The sequence below is a fragment of the Lysinibacillus sp. FSL M8-0216 genome, from assembly GCF_038595555.1.
Lineage (GTDB): Bacteria > Bacillota > Bacilli > Bacillales_A > Planococcaceae > Lysinibacillus > Lysinibacillus fusiformis.
In genome coordinates this window covers 3,020,348-3,038,505 of the sequence record NZ_CP152007.1, presented here as the reverse complement: position 1 = coordinate 3,038,505, position 18,158 = coordinate 3,020,348, and the positions used below count along the sequence as shown (strand labels likewise).

Sequence of the window (18,158 nt, the reverse complement as noted above, 5' to 3'; positions counted from 1 at the left end):
CTACACAGCTATAAAAAGAAGCCCTTCCTGCAAAAACGGAAGGGCTTTGTCGCCTTCTTAAGAAAGACGACCACTGTAGTCTTCAAATTTAAATTCACGAATAATTTTAATACCTTCTTCATCATTGTAAGAAACGATAGAAGGCAGGTTAACACCGTTAAACATATGGTTTTTTACCATTGAATAATGGGCCATATCCGTAAATACAAGACGATCTCCTGGTTTTAATGGCTGTTCAAATGAATAATCACCAATAACATCACCAGCAAGACATGTTAGTCCACCTAAGCGATATGTGTGGGCAAATTCATTAGCTTGACCAGAACCAATAATCATTGGACGGTAGGGCATTTCAAGTACATCAGGCATATGACATGTTGCCGACGTATCTAAAATTGCAAGATCCATCCCATTTTCTTGAATATCAAGCACAGTAGCTACTAAATAACCAGTATTAAGGGCTACTGCTTCACCTGGCTCTAAATACACAAGCAGGTTATATTTTTCTTGCACATAATTAATGATGTTCACAAGCTTCTCTACATCATAATCTTCACGTGTAATATGGTGACCACCACCGAAATTCAACCATTTCATTTGATGTAATACATCACCAAATTTTTCTTCCACTACTTCAATAATACGCTCTAGCGTATCCGAGTTTTGTTCACACATTGCATGGAAGTGTAAGCCATCAATGCCGTCAAGTTGGGATTTATCGAAGTTAGCCAAAGTCGTTCCAAGACGGGAATTCGTATAGCAAGGATCGTAAAGAGCTGTTTCAATTTCAGAGTACTCAGGATTCACACGAATACCACATTCAATTGTTTTACCAGTAGATTTTACTTTATCCTTGAACTGAGCCCATTGGTTAAATGAGTTAAATACGACGTGATCCACATAGCCTAGAAGCTCGTCCATTTCATGCTCAATATAAGCAGGTGCATAAACGTGTACTTCTTTGCCCATTTTTTCATAGCCAAGACGTGCCTCATGCAGGGAGCTGGCTGTAATGCCTGCTAAATATTCCCCTACTAGAGGGAAAGTTGAATGCATAGAGAACCCTTTAAGGGCTAGTAAAATGCGGCAGCCTGTACGATCTTGAATTGATTTTAAAAGCTCAAGATTTTTTGTTAATAATCGCTCATCCACTACATAAGAAGGGGATGGAACTTTTGAAAAATCAATTGGTTTCATCGGCTTAATTCCTTTGCATCTAAATCAAGGTCTAGTAACTCTGGGTTATGGCTTTCTTGCCATGGTAGACCCCATTTATTTAATGCATCCATGAATGGATCTGGATTGAAATCTTCTACATTCCAAACACCTGGTTTACGCCATTCGCCGTTCATCACAAGCATTGCACCAATCATAGCTGGCACGCCAGTTGTGTAAGAAATTGCTTGTGAGCCCACTTCGTTATAGCATTCTTCGTGGTCACATACGTTGTACACATAATACGTTTTTTCTTTGCCATCTTTTAGACCGCGAATGATACAACCGATATTTGTTTTACCTTTTGTACGTGGTCCTAGAGAAGCTGGATCTGGTAATACCGCTGTCAGGAAGTGGATTGGTTGAATCATTTTACCTTCAAATTCGATCGGCTCGATTGATGTCATACCAACGTTTTCTAATACTTTTAAGTGTGTTAAGTATTTTTCAGAGAACGTCATCCAGAAGCGGATTTGTTTTAAACCTTTAATATTTTTCGCTAGTGATTCAAGTTCTTCATGGTATAGAAGGTAAATATCTTTTGGTCCAATTTCTGGTAAGTTATACACTTCTTTTTTCTCAAGTGGTGCCGTTTCAACCCACTCGCCTTCTTTCCAGTAACGACCATTCGCAGTAATTTCACGAATGTTAATTTCTGGGTTGAAGTTTGTTGCGAAATGATAACCATGATCTCCTGCGTTTGCATCCACGATATCGATATAGTGGATTTCATCAAATTCATGTTTTTGCGCATGAGCAGTGAAAACGCCTGTTACACCTGGGTCAAAACCGCTACCAAGTAATGCAGTTAAGCCAGCTTTTTCAAACTTCTCTTTATAAGCCCATTGCCATTTATATTCAAATTTTGCCGTTTCAGGTGGCTCGTAGTTTGCAGTATCCACATAGTGCACACCTGTCGCTAAGCAAGCATCCATAATCGTTAAGTCCTGATAAGGTAGGGCAACGTTAATCACTACATCTGGTCCGAAAGCTTTAATAAGCTCAATAACCTCTTCTGTATTATCTGCGTCTACCTGTGCAGTATGAATTTTTGTTTTTCCGCCGTCTAGTTTTTCTTTTAGAGCGTCACATTTTGAAACAGTTCTACTTGCGATACAAATTTCCTCAAATACGTCCGAATTTTGAACACACTTGTGTACCACAACACTGGCAACTCCGCCAGCTCCGATAATCAATGCTTTACCCAATTGTCTACCCCCAAGTTCATAAAAGTATTGTCAAACAAGCTGATTATACAGAAATTTGATATAGTACTCAATCATTGTTTTAAAATTTTCTACAAAAAATTTAATTTTTCTACATCAATTAGACGTAATCAGAAGAAAATAGCTTGGAAAACATGAAAAAATCCCTTTTCTACAAAGGTAGCAAGGGACATCATTGCTTGAAACATTAGAACATCATTTCACTCTTTTTATTTTAAAAATCGACTGGATATTTGTTGCTTTTCATCTCCCCATACATAAAAGAAAATCACAAGTAATGTACTTAAAAATCCCATCACTAGTGCATACGTACTGAGGGCTACATGTACTTGGCTTTGCACGGCATAAATGAATATAGCTCCTATTGTTAGCAAATTTCCAGTAATAAGCGATACAAAATGAAAACGTTTATTTATTGTAAGCCCCCCTTTGTAGATGAATGATTGAATGCCTCAAAATAAAGTTAGTCCACTTCAATTATCGCATAATTCAGAACTTTTATCCAATACTTTTATTTATAGGAAAAATTAAAGATGCTTTTTTAATACATCTTTTTATAGTATGATGAGAAAATAAAGGGAAAATTCATAGATTATTACAAGAAAGGGGGAGAAGATGAATCGTGAAATTACGAAATTCATTAACTTTTCAACTTGGAACGATTATCGCTGGTATTTTAGTAGTCATGTTAGGGATTACATCGTTCGCTACATACATAACTGCTTACAATAAACTTTATGATGCTGCTGGTGTGGAGGCATATGGGTGTGCCAATATTACAACTGGTTTAATTGCTCCTGAACTAATGGACAAGGCCATGCGTGGCGACCAGGCAGCTCAGGAACGGATTGGGAATGACTTAAACTGGACAACCGGACACAAAGATATTTTTCAAACTCAATATATTCTGTCCCTTGACGGTACATTGTTAGCGCTGGACGACCATTTAGCCGAGAAAGGATTTGCCCCTGGGGATTCTTTCTATTTGGATCAAGAGGCGATTGATAGGTTGTTACAAGATAAGCATCCAACTTACTCTCAGCCCTATACGTATGCTGACATGGATCGCTTATCGGGCTATGCGCCCATTTTCAAAGACCACGATTCAAGTAAAGAAATCATTGCCATCAGTGTGATCGATTTTGACGCCAATATTGTCAAAGAGCGTACATGGGATGTTGTGCGAAGTGGGATATTAATTAGTATTTTCCCTATGCTGATTGCTTCAATTATTACAGGGTTTTTAATCCGTCGAAAAGTGAAGCCAATTAGTGTTCTCATTCAACAGGCCAAAGAAATTGCGAATGGCAATTTAGCAGTAGCTGAAACAAAAATAAATAGCAAAGATGAGGTGGAGGATTTAGCGAAGACATTAAATCGTATGACCGCTAGCCTGCAAAGTATGATCATGACCATGCGTTCTACTTCTAATACACTTGCTAATAATGCAGATGAAACCGCTTGCACCTTAAACGAAATGACAAATACCATTCAAGAGGTCGCTCATAATATCGAAGAGGTAACAAGCACTGTGACGGCAGGCATGCATCATGCTGAAAATGCTACCGAAGTGCTTACCTCCTTAGCAGATGACTTGCAGGTAATCCAGTACAATGCTACGGATAGTGCTAATAATGCACGAGAAACAATGGAACTAGCAACAGAGGGAGAAAGGCTAGCCAAAGACATAAATAATGATATGGCATCGATTCAAAGTGGATCAGATGAAGTGAAGCATACTGTTGAAAACTTAGTTACGTCTGCTGCTAAAATACAGGCAATTACAACATCTATTGCTGGTATTGCATCACAAACAAATTTATTAGCACTGAATGCTTCTATCGAAGCGGCTAGAGCAGGAGAGCAAGGAAAAGGCTTTGCGATTGTTGCTGAGGAAGTGCGAAAGCTAGCAGAGCAGTCCAATGCAGAAGTATTACAAGTTGAACAGCTTATTCAGGATATGATGAAACATGTTCAACAAGTAATGTCGTCAACGAATGATAATACGCAATATATTGAAAAAGGAACAGAGACTGTCGGTTTAACAGCACAATCTTTGGGAAATATTTCAAACGCTGTAGCGAAGACCGTTGAGGAAATTATAAGTATTTCGCATGCAGTGACTGCTGAAAATGAAAAGTCAGCTCGAATTGTCCAGATGATACAACAATTAACTGAATCCATTAGAGACATCGAAGGAGCCATGAATAGAATTACTTTAGCAGCTCAGCAAACAACAGCAAGTATTGATGAGGTTGCACAAGGTTCGAATGAAACGACCCATATGGCACATACACTAGAGCAACACGTAAAAGCATTTAAATTAAAAGAATTGTAGAAAAATTAGAATAAGTTAGCTTTTGCTTGCGTGTCTAAGATGGTACACTATCAATAAGATTTTTCTTTTGGTGAAGGTGAGGATTTAATGGTGGTAAAACAAATGGATGAGCAAGTACAGCAAATGAATGACTTATTTTTAAGTGGTCAAGTAAAAGAGAGTTATCGGCTAGCAAAGGAGATACTTGCCAACCAGACAAATTTAGAAGGTGAGACCCATCAGCTTATTCAGCAACATGTTGCATTACTCGAGGCAAATGGATATGCCAATATGCCCGAAACGACTGATGAAAAAGTCATACAAAGTGCCGAGCGTACAGATGGCTCGTACCCAGAGCGAGATGTTCTTACAGCCTATATCGGTACTCAAGATGATGAACAGTTTGGGAAGGTAATTGACGAATTATTAGCCGGACCCATTGAAGCACAGGCAAACGCGTATTATACGATGGCTGAATACTACGTTCTTACTAAAGAACAGGACAAAGCAATGGTACAATTTGCGGAGGCAATCAAATTACAGCCTAACAAGGGTCTCTATTGGGGTGCTTTTGCTCAATTTTTAAATCGTCATGAGGGGAGCCCTTATTTAGCACTTAGACTCATTGAGGAAGCCATACAGCTGGATGGTATGAATCCTCGCTGGCACTTTATTCAAGGGAATATTTTTTTACAGCTTGTAGCTGCTACGAAAAATTTAAGCTATTTACCTGCTTTAGAAGAGGCTTGGGAAAGAGCTAAAAAACGCTGTTCTACCAAGCAAATTACCTTGAAAATGGATCTCGTGAAATCAAATGATATGTTAAGACAATGGAAAAAACAAATGCTATAAATCTAGAAAAGAGATGTTCAAACGATTAATAATTATTTACTTTTGAGTATATTTATGCTATTATTAATGTATAAACGGACGTATGAAGCTTATCGATGACATGAAAGAAGTGTTTTTTTGAGTTTATATGTAGCGTATGTATTAGTGGGACTTGCCATTGCCATGCCTGTAGGTGCAATTACAGTCGAAATGACAAAGCAAGGACTCAAAAATGGTTTTCTGCACGGCTGGGCTGTAGGGCTTGGTGGCATGACCATTGACATCGTATTAGTTTTTGCCTTGTATATGGGATTAGCCTCCATTTTGGCTATGCCTATGGTACAGCTTCCGATGTGGATCATTGGAGCGGGCTTTTTATTCTTGTTAGGCTATGACTCTATTAAGAATGCCGATCATGATATTACATTGGCAGGAGAAAAAGTAACCAAGTCCTTTTTTGCGTCTTATTTTAATGGATTATTGGTAGCGATCTCCCCTGGTAACCTTGTTTTTTGGGTCAATGTATTCGGCGTGGTTCTAGCTAAATCTTATGGACAAGGGGAGCAATCAAGCTTTTTAATTATTGCTGCAGGCGTTCTGAGTGGAATTTTACTCCACGATCTTGGTTTACTAACCATTGTCTCAGTTACGCGTAAAGCCATGAATCGTAAAATGATTAAAACATTTACGATTGTCGCAGGATTCTTGTTAATTGGCTTTGCTGGATATTTTATATATGAATTTATACAAGCAATTAAAATTTATATATGAAAAGTGCGATCACTCAGATCGCACTTTTTTTATGATGGTGAAACGACTGTTGACTGCTCTTGGAGACAGGCCAAAATTTCTTCTGCTACTTGATGTGCTAAGGTAAGCTCTGACGTAAAGCCCACACAAGAACAATTCATTTCACCTAATATATAGCAATCTGCTCCAGCTTCATCCGTATCTAACATAAAATCAGCTGTCCAGATTAGTGGTAAGTCATAACCCCCTAATAGGCTCGTTACTTGAGGGAGTTGCGATAAAAAGTTTTCGACCAGCTCTTGCCAATCCTCTGGTGAATCATAGCGATATTGTGCACCTGAGAATAATGTTGCACTAAAGGCATCCTCAGTATTAGCAGGTTTTTTATGTACCACGTGAACAGGGTGATTGCGCAACATCAATAAGCGAACTTCACCTTCTGTAATACGAGGAAGAAAACGCATATCGATCAACATACCATTCAGTCCAGTAATATAGGGCTCACAGAATGTCATAAAGTCTCCAAGCGACCAATATTCAACATGATTATCTTTCGCTTCCGTACATTTAATTTGTGCATCTAGTGGAACTTCAGTCATTCCTTCAGCTAGAGGTTCTACTAATTTTACACGCCAAATACCTTCACCTGTAGAACCACGATTTTGCTTCAGAACACGTTCTGTTAATGCTAGTGAAGTAGGAAATTGCGCTTTAAATGCCTCAATCGTATAATAGGCGAACGTATCATCAGGTACTAAATTAGTAGCAATCAGCTTGGATAATACATCTTTAGAGCCATAGCTAATCATCGCATCGGGATGTGGCATGCCCATTACGCCGACTTGGCAAAGTTCTCGGAGCATCGCAAAATATTCTTCTTCATGTTGTAAATTGCCAGGGTTTATACGTGATACATAGGCAGCACCATGTTCCTTCACGTAGTCAAAAATTTGCTGTTTTTTTGCATTATCAAAAAAAAGCACCTCTGCATCTTGTCCACGTTGCTTTAAAGCTTCCACCATCGGCATTGTATCTGGACGATAGCCATCTGGTCCTTTATCTGTGCCACCCTCAACCTCGAAAAAAATAACTTTTTTATTCATCAATAATACCTCCTTTTTTGTTTGTCATTTATTTTCAGTATAGTAGACAAACAAGGAGAAAAGATATATGAAATATGTAAATTTTATGTATAAATTTATATAAACCAATATTTAATATAGGAGGTATTAACTACATGAAATTAGAAAAATCAGATATTTGGGTGTTTAAGCCTGTTTCTTCTGAAACACTGTGAGATATAGAATCATTAGAAGAATGAGCAAAGTGCCAATAAATTGATAACCTCCAAAGCTTATTTTTAACCACCATACACTTGTGATGACGGCCATTAATGGTTCTAAACTACCTAACAAGCTTGACTCCTTTGGGGATAAATAATGCAAGCTAGCAATATAAAACCAAAAAGCTAGCATGGTGCCGAATATAATAATAAAAAGAAAATAGGCAATCGTAGAAAATGTCCAGTCTGATACATCAATAGCCCATGGTGGATGGAAAAAACTCATAACGATTCCCCCAATGATCATGGACCAACCTACAACAAGTAAGGAATGAAATTGCTGGAGAAGTGGAACTGCATATAGTGTATAAAAGGCAACTGAAAGTCCTGATACTACACCCCAGAAGACCGCCATAAAAGGAACTGACAGTGTTGAAAAGGACCCATTTGTTAATAATAAAAAGGTTCCCACAAGCGTAAGTGTAACAGCAATACTATCCTGTTTTGTCAGCGGGCTTTGCTTAGATAAGAAGTAATACGCCATAATGAACAACGGTGCTAAATATTGTAGAAGCGTGGCTACTGCTGAATTTCCAATAGAAATAGACATCATATACGTATATTGGACAGCAAGCATGCCGAGTAAACTAAATAGAAGTTGTCTCATTGCATTTTGTTTTGTCCGCCACATTACAAATATTGACCCTTGTCGATGGGTTATTTTATATATTCCTATGAGTAATAGACCAGACAAAAGTAGACGACTAGAAACTAGCCATTCTACAGCTATTTGCTCCTGCTGAAACAGTCTTTGGGCTACGGTTCCACCGATTCCCCAAAAACTTGCCCCGAGGATAACTAGTAAAAAACCGAGGGACCGATTTTTTGGGATGATTTGATTCATGGATGAACATCTCCTAAACTATCAATATAAAGTGATTATAAGCGATCCATAAACCAATAAATATCGTGTTAACATGTTAAAAATATCAATATATTGAGGTGATGAGAATGCCTTTAACACATATAAAAGTTGCGAAAGATTTACAAGAGCTAACATTGCATGGATCGAAAGAATTTCCAGTTGCCTTGTATGAAACAACAATGAGCATGGATAGTATGGATTTTCTACCGCTTCATTGGCATAAAGAAATTCAATTTGTATATCTCAAAAGTGGACGTGCTAAGTATCGGATAGGAGCGAATGTTATAGTTTTAGAGGAGGGGGAAGGGCTATTCATCAACGCCTCACAATTACATGAGGCAAAGCCATTTCAAATGGAGCAGGCTATTGTTTACTGTATAAATGTAGATCCTATAATCATCGGTGGACATGAAGGCAGTATTTTTATAACTAATTATGTTCTACCTTATTTAACGAATCAGCGACTGCCATACGTCAAGCTTACAAAGGAGCTATCACAAAAAGTGGCATGTATGGCTGATATTTTGCGAGAGCAAGATGCCTTTTATCAACTAAAAGTATGGAGAGAGCTGCTATACATTTGGGAATTGATGTTAACCCAATCTTTGCTAACTGAAGAGATTATAGACCCCTCGGTCATTGTGCAACAAGAACGGGCTAAAGTGATGCTGAATTTTTTACATACGCACTATCAGCAAAAAATAACGTTAGAGGATTTAGCGAAGCATGTGTATGTAAGTAGGGCTGAGTGTAGTCGTTATTTTAAGAAAATAATTGGATGGACACCATTTACTTATTTATTACAATATCGACTGCGCAAAAGTATTGAATTATTGAGGGATGACGAGCAAACCGTCACGATTATAGCTGCCAATACAGGCTTTAGTACAGTCAGCTATTATATTGAGAAGTTTAAAGAATATACAGGCTATTCACCACATGTTTATCGCAAGAAATTCCTGCAAAATATTAAATTGTGAAAAAATCTTGAACGTAAATGGAAAAAATATGATTATTTATGCCTGTAATCTATACATGATTCACCATTTACAATAAAGTGAAATTAATAGTATGTGGGGGGCGTTAGAATGATGGTTTTAAGGAAAAAGCAGCATATATGGCTAGCCTTTTTATTCATCGTGTTAGTCAGCAATTATACGCTTTATAATACGGGGCTTGGTTCTTCCATCTTGCCAATTGAAACAAATGGAGTTGTCCTAGGTTCCCTTATTGATTTAGTAGTCATCATACCTGTATTATGGATGCTTTATAAAGGGAAGTTTTCATTAAAGCAAGCCATTTTATTAGCCGCAATTGGCTGTCTTGCCGCACGTTTTATCATTCCGATAGAGCATCTTCAGCCTTTTGTCGCAGTCACGTGGGCAGGCTTTGCCATTGAAGGCATGATGATCGTATTGGAAATTTTTCTCATTGCTACCCTTGTACGCTATTTGCCAAGGGTTCTTGCCGATGTACGCGCCAGTTCATTACCAGATTTATTTTCATTTTCAAAAGCTGTGGAAAAACAAATACCGCAGCATCCTGTCATTCAAATGGTTTGTTCCGATTTACTTGTCCTTTATTATGGATTTGCTAGCTGGAAGCGACAAGAACGACCCGGTTTCACTTTGCATAAAAATTCAAGCTATATCGCTGTTCAACTGATGATTATCCACGGTATTGTGATTGAAACAATTGGCATTCACTGGTGGCTACATGAGAAGTCTATGATCCTTTCCATTATTTTGCTCATTTTTAATGTGTATTCAGTCATCTTTTTTATCGCAGATATGCAGGCAGTTCGATTAAATCCTGTATACGTAACAGACGAGACAATATATATTTCGCTAGGTTTAATGAAGCGTACAGAAATCGACTTTAATAAAATTGAAGAGATCGTAGAGGATAAGGTACAGTTAGAAGGAAAATTATCAAAGGATACGATAGATTTCGTGGCACGTGATTTTGGTGAAGCTTATCCGCACGTTATTTTAAAAATGAAAGAGCCAGTGGAAGTGACCTTTATGTTAGGCATTAAAAAAAGCTATCATCAAGTAGCGATTAAAGTTGATCAGTCACAAGAATTTAAACAAATGCTTCAACTAAAAATGTCAAAGCATTTTGCCTAAATATATGTATCGCCAACGTTTTGAATAAAAACGTTGGCTTTTTTTATTTAATCAAGGTCTGCGATTGCTTGTAAAATATCATCGCGGATGGCTTCCCAAAATTGCAGTTGAACCGAGTCGCAATACGTATAAAGCTCTTTATGCTGAATGTGATCGTATAGTGCGGCAATGTCTTCTTGATGGAAGGATAGTCGATGGTTTAGATTCGCTCGTTCTTCCTCCAAACAAAATAATTTATAGATATCAGCCAGGCGCTCCAGTTTGGCTAGTTTCTTGGTCATCGCCTCATATTGTTTTTGATGAAAACGTCCTACTGCAGAGGTCATCGAAATTTTTGCACGATGTTCCGACTGAAGACTACGACACTCCTCCTGGCGAATAGCTACACGATACCAAAATTCATAGCGAGTCGGTAATTCTCTTAGTTCATAGGTAAGCAATGATTTTAAAATTGTATGCACTTGTTCATATGTATCAATGCTTTTCTCTGCGTCTTTAAAAATCCCAAACATACAACCACCCCCATATAGTGTAATACTACACAGCTAGATAAAACTCCTTTCATTTAAGAAGTATCTCCTACTTTATTTTATGAAAAAACATATTAAGTTGGTGCATTCCTTGAAAGGTCTAACTTTTCAAGGAGCTATGACAAGATTTTGTTATTTTTGTACAAGTTTCTGAGAAATTAAAGAATAGGCATTTACAAAAAGAAAATAAATGTGTTAACTTTTAAAGTGTCTTAGGTTAACTTAAAAAGAGGAGGGAGGTTAACAATGCAACATTTTTGGGTTGTCGGTACTGATACAGATGTTGGTAAGACGATTGTCACCACATTGTTGATGTGTCAATTGCAAAGGCTGGGGTTGAAAATTACACCTTTTAAGCCTGTGCAAACAGGAGAGGTATACGACAATTTGCATAGCTATTATGCTGATACGGCTATGTATGAGAAGTATTCCTTGCAAGCTTTAAATAAAGAGCATATGAATGGCTATTCGTTTAAGGAAGCCGCATCGCCTCATTTTGCTGCTCAACTGGAGGGACAGCAAATTGATGTAGAAAATCTTTTACAGCGTATTCAATGCTTACAAGAATCCTACGATGTCGTTATAGCTGAGGGAGCAGGTGGATTGTTTGTGCCTTTAGATGTTCAACAAAGCATCACACTGCTCGATGTCATTGTGAGTAGCAAATTGCCAGTAGTGCTTGTTACTAGGACATCCCTTGGGACCATCAATCACACCTTGTTAACGATGGAGGCATTGCAATCACGCCAGATTGACGTTCTTGGCATTGTTTTTAATGGTGACACGGGCAGTATGATGGAACAGGACAATATAAAAACGATTTTACAGTATCACCCTTTGCCCTATGCGGTTATTCCACGTCTTCAGGACATTTCACAGCTAGTGAATATCAACATTACACACACAACATTATTTGAAAGGCTTTATGGAAATGATACGAGAAATAACTGACTTACAAGCTAGAGATTTACAGCATATTTGGCATCCGTGCTCGCAAATGAAAGATTACGAAGCATTTCCGCCAATCGTCATAAAAAAAGGACAAGGTGTGTGGCTTTATGATGAGCATGATAAACGCTATTTGGACGCAGTTTCCTCATGGTGGGTAAATTTATTTGGACATGCCAATCCGCGGATCAGTCAAGCCTTAAGTCATCAAGCCTTTACGTTGGAGCATACGATTTTTGCTAATTTTACACATGAGCCGGCTATTCGGTTAGCTGAAAAACTAGTCGCTTTAGCACCACCTGGTTTACATAAAGTGTTTCTTGCGGATAACGGCTCTTCTGCCGTTGAAGTGGCATTGAAAATGAGCTTTCAATACCATATGCAAACTGGAAAACAAACAAAGACTAGATTTCTAGCGTTTACAGATGCGTATCATGGTGAAACCATTGGTGCTTTATCTGTAGGAGGGGTAGGACTGTACAATGAAATATTTGAGCCACTTTTATTGGATACTGTACGTGCCCAGGGGCCGGATTGTTTCCGTTGCCCGTTTCAAAAAGTACCAGAAAGCTGTGACGCACCATGCAGTCAATTCGTAGAAGAACAGCTCAAGGTGCATCATGAGGAAATCGCGGCAGTTATTATAGAACCACTTATTCAGGCAGCAGCAGGGATGAAAATGTATCCACCCATTTATTTAAAACGGCTTCGAGCATTATGCTCACAATACGATGTTCATCTAATTGCTGATGAAATAGCTGTTGGATTCGGTCGTACAGGAACAATGTTTGCCTGTGAGCAGGCGAATATCACACCTGATTTTATGTGTTTATCCAAAGGCATAACAGGCGGCTATTTACCATTATCTGCTGTCCTCACAAGTAATGAAGTGTATAACGCATTTTATGATGAATATGGGACAATGAAAGCATTTTTACATTCTCATAGCTATTCTGGTAATACATTGGCATGTCGTGTGGCGCTGGAAGTATTAACAATATTTGAAGAAGAGCAAATAATGGACATGATTCAACGCAAGGGGCAACAAATGCGAGAGCTAGCAATGGCAGCATTTGATGATATGCCTTATGTGGGTGAATACCGACAAGTTGGTTTAGTGGGGGCTATAGAACTTGTTGCAGACCGTCGGACGAAGGAGCCATTTGCCAGTGAAGAACGAATTGGTTACCAAATTTATCAACAAGCATTAGTAAAAGGTCTACTCATACGACCTCTTGGCAATATTTTGTATTTTATGCCACCTTATATCATTTCAAATGAAGAAATGACGTTCATGATGAAAACAACGAAAGAAACGATTGAACAATTCTTCAAAGATAGGGGGGAGGAGGTTGATTAAACGTTATTCTACATTAGCATTAGTCATGATTGCCATGTTCGCTGCATTAACGGCGATCGGGGCGTTTATTAAAATTCCATTACCGATTGTCCCGTTTACTTTACAAATTGTTTTCGTTTTTTTAGCAGGATGTTTACTAGGTAGTCGCAATGGATTATATAGTCAGCTTGTTTATATCGGTGTTGGCTTAGTAGGGCTACCTGTTTTTACTCAGGGCGGAGGCATTACTTATGTATTACAGCCCACATTTGGCTATCTTATTGGCTTTGCTATTGCCGCCTATGTGATTGGAATGATTGTTGAGAGAATTGAAAAGCCAACGAAAAAGCATTTTATTGGGGCGACAATTTTAGGACTTTTCATTGTATATGCTGTAGCTGTTCCATATTTATATATAGCTTTAAACTTCTGGTTAGATATGAAAACAAGCTGGTCACATGTTTTTGTTGTTGGCTTTGTAAGCAGTATCATTGCTGATTTTGGCTTAGCTATTTCAGCCGGCTTATTAGCAGAGAAATTGTATAAAGTATTTCATTCAGCTAGAAGAGAAAGTATTTCTCAAGGGGAAGGGGAGACGATGATATGAATTTTTTACAGGTAGCACGGGAAGTAATTGATGGCAAAATCATTAGCAATGAGGAGGCACTTGCTATTTTAAATAGTAAGGATGATGAGCTATTACAATTGATGGATGGTGCCTTTGCTATTCGTCGGCATTATTATGGTAAAAAAGTAAAGCTGAATATGATTATGAATGCTAAAAGCGGCTACTGCCCAGAGGATTGTGGCTATTGTTCTCAATCCTCTAAATCAACAGCACCTATTGAAAAATATCCTTTTATTACGAAAGAGGAAATCTTGGCTGGTGCGAAACGAGCATTTGACAATAAGATTGGAACGTATTGTATTGTGGCAAGTGGTCGTGGGCCGACAAGGAAGGACGTCAATGTCGTAAGCGAGGCAGTTGCTGAAATTAAAGAAAAATATGGCTTGAAGGTTTGTGCCTGTCTTGGCTTGCTAAAAGAAGAACAGGCACAGCAATTAAAGGAGGCCGGGGTGGATCGCTACAACCATAATTTGAATACCTCTGAGCGTCACCATTCCTTCATTACGACTTCACATACGTATGAGGATCGTGTCAATACGGTAGAGATTGTTAAAAAACATGGTATCTCCCCTTGCTCGGGCGCCATTATTGGGATGAAGGAAACTCGGGAGGATGTCGTCAATATTGCGCGTGCCCTCCATCAATTAGATGCAGATTCGATTCCTGTTAACTTTTTAAATGCGATTGACGGCACAAAGCTGGAAGGGACAAGGGACTTAAATCCACGTTATTGTTTAAAGGTCTTGGCATTATTCCGTTACATCAATCCAACAAAGGAAATTCGAATTTCGGGTGGCCGTGAAATCAATCTCGGCTCTCTACAGCCACTGGGCCTTTATGCAGCGAATAGTATATTTGTTGGGGATTATTTAACAACTGCAGGCCAGGAAGCCAATAGTGATTATCGTATGTTGGAGGATTTAGGCTTTGAGATTGAATTAACGCAAAAGCAAGAGGCAGCATTTTGTTAGGGCTTTAGAAATAAAATCTACTAAAGAGAACCGTGCACTCGTACGGTTTTTTGCTTAAGATGGATACAGTTGTAATGATGATGGATCAATAGAAAGAATCTACGGATAAAAGCCGTAATGCAATGGATAGTGAGTGAAAAATGACGGATAAACCTAACATCTCAAACCGGTTTTATACCTAAAAAATAAAGAAATTCACAAATTGTTCAATGAAAGCGGTTTGAAATTGAACAGTTTGTGAAGACCTTCACATAAAGCTTTCTTTTTCATAAATTCAGCGTAAAATAAGAATCAAGTAAGGAATTGTTGTAAAACAGTTGACGAGTAGTGTCACAAATTTTAGTGATTGTTATAGTACAAAAAATAAGAGAAGGGAGCTTTTTACATGTGGGTTATTACAGTATTTGATAAAAAGGATGTTCGAATTTTTGAGTATGCAAACAAAAATGAGGCAACAGAGGCTTTGGCGAAATTCAAAAAAAATGCGGTTTTAACATATACAAAATAAAAGTTCTTTTTTCTACAGCCCTCGACAGTTGAGGGCTGTTTTTTTAATGAACAACAATTGAAAAGGCACTATACACAAGTAATAAAGCCATGATGATATTAAACAATTGTCGATGCTGCTGCAATACCTTTTGGAAAACAGACCCACATAATGCCCAACTAAATGTACTAATGATCCCAATGAAGCCTAAAAAGAGGGAGAATAGTAGATAGCTTATGTAGGAAGAATTATAAGGAAGGATGTAGGTAGCAACTACGGTAATCCCAAATAGTATTCCTTTTGGATTGATAAATTGTAAGAAGGTTCCTATAAAAAATAAGTTCCGTCTTTCTTCTACGTTGTTGCTTTCCTCCTGTTCTTTGCTTGTCACAATTTTAAAGGCTAAGTATAGCATATAGCCAACACCAAAAATGGTTAAGGGTAATTTAATGGTCGGTAAAATATTTAGCATGACGATGTTGAAAAAGCTGCTCAGAGCAATAATGATAAAAAATCCAATTCCCACACCAAAACAGAAGGGCAACGTTTTTGATAAGCCATGCTGTTTGGCAAATACCATGGCCATAAAGTTGTTAGGGCCAGGAGTGAAGCTTGTAATCGTGATAAAAACTAAAAAGGAAAATATAGGCAAGGACCATCACCACTTTCAATTTGTATGTTATAATGTCCGAAACAGACATTATAACGTTGTTTGTTTTATTATACATAACGTGCGTTATATTGTATATATTTAAAAGGAGATTAAATATGGATGATATTCAACTGATTTTTGCTCGAAATTTAAAGGCTATTCGTGAGAGAGAGAAATTAAGCCTAGAGAAGGTATCGCAACTAAGCGGGGTTAGTAAAGCCATGATTGGACAAATTGAAAGAGGGGAGTCGAGCCCAACATTAACTACCATTTGGAAAATAGCTAATGGGTTAAAAGTTTCTTTCACAGAGCTTATTCATCAACCGCAAGCAGAGATAGAGCTCATCTTAGGCAATGACATTCATGCATTAGAGGAAGATAACGGGAAATATATCGTCTACCCTCATTTTCCTTTTCAAAAGGATAGCCGCTTTGAAATTTATAGTATCGAGATAAAGGAGAATGGAACATTACACGCTGAGGCACATAGAGAAGGAACGGAGGAATATTTAACCGTTTTTGATGGGGAATTAATCATTCGAATACAAAGTAAGGACTATCGATTAGCAAGCGGTGATGCCATCCGTTTTAAAGCTGATCGCCCCCACACATATATCAACCCTGGGAAGACTTTAACACGTCTCAGCATGACCATATACTATCCACATTAATAAACCGTATAAACGCCTTCAAAGCGTTTATACGGTTTCATTTTTTTACAGTATACTTGCTAAACGTTTAATACCCTCGCGGATTACTTCAGGTGTTGCATTTGTATAGTTTAAGCGCATTGTATTCACGTTCGTTTTCGATGTATAGAATGGATCACCCGGCACGAAGGCAACCTTTTGTTCCATCGCTTTATGGAATACATCAAGGGCTGACGTACCATCCTTCATTGTTGCCCAAATGAACATGCCTCCCTCAGGTCGTGTGTACTCAACATGGGCAGGGAAAAACTCTTGCATCGCATCTAGCATCGCTTCTGATTGATTTTTATATAAGCTAATTATTTTATTAACATGCTCCGTGTAATCATTACTTGCTAAATAATCATAGATAACATATTGCGAGAAAATATTCGTATGAAGATCAGAAGCTTGCTTAGCTGTTTCGATATGCTGTAAAAGCTCTTTATTTTTTGTAATGATAAAACCAAGACGCATGCCAGGTGTGACCGTCTTAGAGAAAGAACCTAGTAAAATACTATTTTCTAATTTACCAGCGCCGATATAAGGAAGTGGCTCGCCTTGGAAACGTAGCTCCCCATAAGGATCATCCTCAATTAAAGCAACATCATACTTGGCAACCAATTCGTATATTTGCTCACGCTTTTCTTTCGAGTATGTGAGACCCGTTGGATTTTGGAAGTTTGGAACTGTGTAAATAAATTTTACATTTGGTTGTTGTAGGGCTTGCTCTAATTCTTCCAGATTAAGACCATCGTTTTCTAGTGTTACCCCATGAAAGGTTGGTTCAGCTAATGTAAAGGCTTGAATAGCCCCTAAGTAACCAGGCTCTTCGATAATAATGCCATCGCCCTTATTAATAAGTACTTTACCAATTAATTCAAGTGCTTGCTGTGAACCTGTTGTAATAAAGACGTCGTCAGCATGGATATCAAGCCCGTGGACACGTTGATACTTCGCAGCAATGTACTCACGTAATGGTGCATAACCTTGAGTTGAAGAATATTGAAATAGACGGCTACCATTTTTTGTGATAGCTTGATCTACTGATGCTCTTAATGCATCAATTGGGAAAGAGATTGGGTTTGGAAGCCCACCTGCAAAGGAAATGACATCCTCTGCATCTGTCACTTTCAAAATATTTCGAATAAATGAGGATGGAGTATTTAAGATTCTTTCAGAATATTGCATAATGATCGGTCCTTTTTTTCTGATTTTTTAAAAATTATATCATTGTCA

18 protein-coding genes are annotated in these 18,158 nt (G+C 38.1%); 11 read left to right on the top strand and 7 right to left on the bottom strand.

Translation table 11 applies throughout. The annotated features are described in order from the left end of the window. Window positions 1–57: 57 nt before the first annotated feature. Both nspC and MKX57_RS14880 read right to left on the bottom strand, forming a co-directional pair. Window positions 58–1,197, bottom strand: coding sequence for a carboxynorspermidine decarboxylase (gene nspC, locus MKX57_RS14885; RefSeq protein ID WP_025116106.1), 1,140 nt, complete (start codon window positions 1,195–1,197; stop codon window positions 58–60). Continuing rightward, the gene (locus MKX57_RS14880; RefSeq protein ID WP_008181665.1) at window positions 1,194–2,423 is read right to left on the bottom strand and encodes a saccharopine dehydrogenase family protein; all 1,230 of its coding nucleotides are present in this window, start codon (window positions 2,421–2,423) and stop codon (window positions 1,194–1,196) included. Before MKX57_RS14880 ends, nspC begins: the two co-directional genes overlap by 4 nt. Window positions 2,424–3,063: 640 nt before the next feature. On the opposite strand from MKX57_RS14880, the gene MKX57_RS14875 reads away from it, so the two are divergent. The 3 genes from MKX57_RS14875 to MKX57_RS14865 all read left to right on the top strand — a co-directional run bounded on the left by MKX57_RS14875 (window position 3,064) and on the right by MKX57_RS14865 (window position 6,360). After that, window positions 3,064–4,779: a methyl-accepting chemotaxis protein gene (locus MKX57_RS14875; RefSeq protein WP_090002568.1), complete on the top strand. Its 1,716-nt coding sequence runs from the start codon at window positions 3,064–3,066 to the stop codon at window positions 4,777–4,779. A gap of 87 nt (window positions 4,780–4,866) precedes the next feature. Next, window positions 4,867–5,610: a hypothetical protein gene (locus MKX57_RS14870; protein ID WP_008178182.1), complete on the top strand. Its 744-nt coding sequence runs from the start codon at window positions 4,867–4,869 to the stop codon at window positions 5,608–5,610. A 117-nt stretch (window positions 5,611–5,727) separates the two neighbouring features. Beyond that, window positions 5,728–6,360, top strand: a complete 633-nt coding sequence (locus MKX57_RS14865) for a LysE family transporter (protein ID WP_008178185.1) — start codon at window positions 5,728–5,730, stop codon at window positions 6,358–6,360. Between the two features lie 29 nt (window positions 6,361–6,389). Here the strand turns inward: MKX57_RS14865 and MKX57_RS14860 are convergent, their stop codons facing one another. Together MKX57_RS14860 and MKX57_RS14855 are read right to left on the bottom strand one after the other, a co-directional pair. Further along, window positions 6,390–7,442 carry a Cj0069 family protein gene (locus tag MKX57_RS14860; RefSeq protein ID WP_008178186.1) on the bottom strand — a complete coding sequence of 351 codons (1,053 nt, stop codon included), beginning with the start codon at window positions 7,440–7,442 and terminating at the stop codon, window positions 6,390–6,392. Between the two features lie 165 nt (window positions 7,443–7,607). Continuing rightward, the gene (locus tag MKX57_RS14855; protein ID WP_107922538.1) at window positions 7,608–8,525 is read right to left on the bottom strand and encodes a DMT family transporter; all 918 of its coding nucleotides are present in this window, start codon (window positions 8,523–8,525) and stop codon (window positions 7,608–7,610) included. Window positions 8,526–8,632: 107 nt separating this feature from the next. Between MKX57_RS14855 and MKX57_RS14850 the strand changes: the two genes are divergently transcribed. Next, entirely contained in the window at window positions 8,633–9,526 is an 894-nt protein-coding gene (locus tag MKX57_RS14850) for an AraC family transcriptional regulator (RefSeq protein ID WP_239355195.1), read from the top strand. 108 nt (window positions 9,527–9,634) lie between these two features. Further along, window positions 9,635–10,675, top strand: a complete 1,041-nt coding sequence (locus MKX57_RS14845) for a beta-carotene 15,15'-monooxygenase (RefSeq protein ID WP_239355194.1) — start codon at window positions 9,635–9,637, stop codon at window positions 10,673–10,675. Window positions 10,676–10,722: 47 nt separating this feature from the next. On the opposite strand, the gene MKX57_RS14840 is transcribed toward MKX57_RS14845, so the two are convergent. Next, window positions 10,723–11,187 carry a hypothetical protein gene (locus tag MKX57_RS14840; RefSeq protein WP_008178191.1) on the bottom strand — a complete coding sequence of 155 codons (465 nt, stop codon included), beginning with the start codon at window positions 11,185–11,187 and terminating at the stop codon, window positions 10,723–10,725. A gap of 264 nt (window positions 11,188–11,451) precedes the next feature. Here MKX57_RS14840 and bioD point away from each other — a divergent pair, with 264 nt between their 5' ends. The 5 genes from bioD (at window position 11,452) to MKX57_RS14815 (ending at window position 15,599) form a co-directional block, all read left to right on the top strand. Next, the gene (gene bioD, locus MKX57_RS14835; RefSeq protein WP_089986278.1) at window positions 11,452–12,156 is read left to right on the top strand and encodes a dethiobiotin synthase; all 705 of its coding nucleotides are present in this window, start codon (window positions 11,452–11,454) and stop codon (window positions 12,154–12,156) included. Further along, complete coding sequence (bioA, locus tag MKX57_RS14830) at window positions 12,137–13,513, top strand: adenosylmethionine--8-amino-7-oxononanoate transaminase (protein ID WP_342550386.1); 1,377 nt, start codon at window positions 12,137–12,139, stop codon at window positions 13,511–13,513. The genes bioD and bioA overlap by 20 nt, the downstream gene beginning before the upstream one ends. Then, window positions 13,506–14,099: a biotin transporter BioY gene (locus MKX57_RS14825; protein WP_089986279.1), complete on the top strand. Its 594-nt coding sequence runs from the start codon at window positions 13,506–13,508 to the stop codon at window positions 14,097–14,099. Before bioA ends, MKX57_RS14825 begins: the two co-directional genes overlap by 8 nt. Continuing rightward, window positions 14,096–15,091, top strand: coding sequence for a biotin synthase BioB (gene bioB, locus MKX57_RS14820; protein ID WP_107922535.1), 996 nt, complete (start codon window positions 14,096–14,098; stop codon window positions 15,089–15,091). The genes MKX57_RS14825 and bioB overlap by 4 nt, the downstream gene beginning before the upstream one ends. A 385-nt stretch (window positions 15,092–15,476) precedes the next feature. Next, window positions 15,477–15,599, top strand: a complete 123-nt coding sequence (locus MKX57_RS14815; protein WP_008178200.1) for a hypothetical protein — start codon at window positions 15,477–15,479, stop codon at window positions 15,597–15,599. 43 nt (window positions 15,600–15,642) lie between these two features. Here the strand turns inward: MKX57_RS14815 and MKX57_RS14810 are convergent, their stop codons facing one another. Beyond that, on the bottom strand, window positions 15,643–16,230 hold the full coding sequence (locus tag MKX57_RS14810) for a LysE family transporter (RefSeq protein WP_043990450.1): 588 nt from the start codon (window positions 16,228–16,230) through the stop codon (window positions 15,643–15,645). 116 nt (window positions 16,231–16,346) lie between these two features. On the opposite strand from MKX57_RS14810, the gene MKX57_RS14805 reads away from it, so the two are divergent. Next, window positions 16,347–16,901, top strand: a complete 555-nt coding sequence (locus tag MKX57_RS14805; RefSeq protein WP_089986281.1) for an XRE family transcriptional regulator — start codon at window positions 16,347–16,349, stop codon at window positions 16,899–16,901. 45 nt (window positions 16,902–16,946) lie between these two features. Here MKX57_RS14805 and MKX57_RS14800 read toward each other — a convergent pair whose 3' ends face one another. After that, window positions 16,947–18,110: a PLP-dependent aminotransferase family protein gene (locus MKX57_RS14800; protein WP_107922534.1), complete on the bottom strand. Its 1,164-nt coding sequence runs from the start codon at window positions 18,108–18,110 to the stop codon at window positions 16,947–16,949. Between the last annotated feature and the right edge of the window lie 48 nt (window positions 18,111–18,158).

Bases quoted from the DNA above. Each gene is read 5' to 3' on its own strand.
- nspC (WP_025116106.1), bottom strand. From the start codon at position 1,197: ATGAAACCAATTGATTTTTCAAAAGTTCCATCCCCTTCTTATGTAGTG.
- MKX57_RS14870 (WP_008178182.1), top strand. From the start codon at position 4,867: ATGGTGGTAAAACAAATGGATGAGCAAGTACAGCAAATGAATGACTTA.
- MKX57_RS14860 (WP_008178186.1), bottom strand. From the start codon at position 7,442: ATGAATAAAAAAGTTATTTTTTTCGAGGTTGAGGGTGGCACAGATAAA.
- MKX57_RS14855 (WP_107922538.1), bottom strand. From the start codon at position 8,525: ATGAATCAAATCATCCCAAAAAATCGGTCCCTCGGTTTTTTACTAGTT.
- MKX57_RS14850 (WP_239355195.1), top strand. From the start codon at position 8,633: ATGCCTTTAACACATATAAAAGTTGCGAAAGATTTACAAGAGCTAACA.
- MKX57_RS14845 (WP_239355194.1), top strand. From the start codon at position 9,635: ATGATGGTTTTAAGGAAAAAGCAGCATATATGGCTAGCCTTTTTATTC.
- MKX57_RS14840 (WP_008178191.1), bottom strand. From the start codon at position 11,187: ATGTTTGGGATTTTTAAAGACGCAGAGAAAAGCATTGATACATATGAA.
- bioD (WP_089986278.1), top strand. From the start codon at position 11,452: ATGCAACATTTTTGGGTTGTCGGTACTGATACAGATGTTGGTAAGACG.
- bioA (WP_342550386.1), top strand. From the start codon at position 12,137: ATGATACGAGAAATAACTGACTTACAAGCTAGAGATTTACAGCATATT.
- bioB (WP_107922535.1), top strand. From the start codon at position 14,096: ATGAATTTTTTACAGGTAGCACGGGAAGTAATTGATGGCAAAATCATT.
- MKX57_RS14815 (WP_008178200.1), top strand. From the start codon at position 15,477: ATGTGGGTTATTACAGTATTTGATAAAAAGGATGTTCGAATTTTTGAG.
- MKX57_RS14805 (WP_089986281.1), top strand. From the start codon at position 16,347: ATGGATGATATTCAACTGATTTTTGCTCGAAATTTAAAGGCTATTCGT.
- MKX57_RS14800 (WP_107922534.1), bottom strand. From the start codon at position 18,110: ATGCAATATTCTGAAAGAATCTTAAATACTCCATCCTCATTTATTCGA.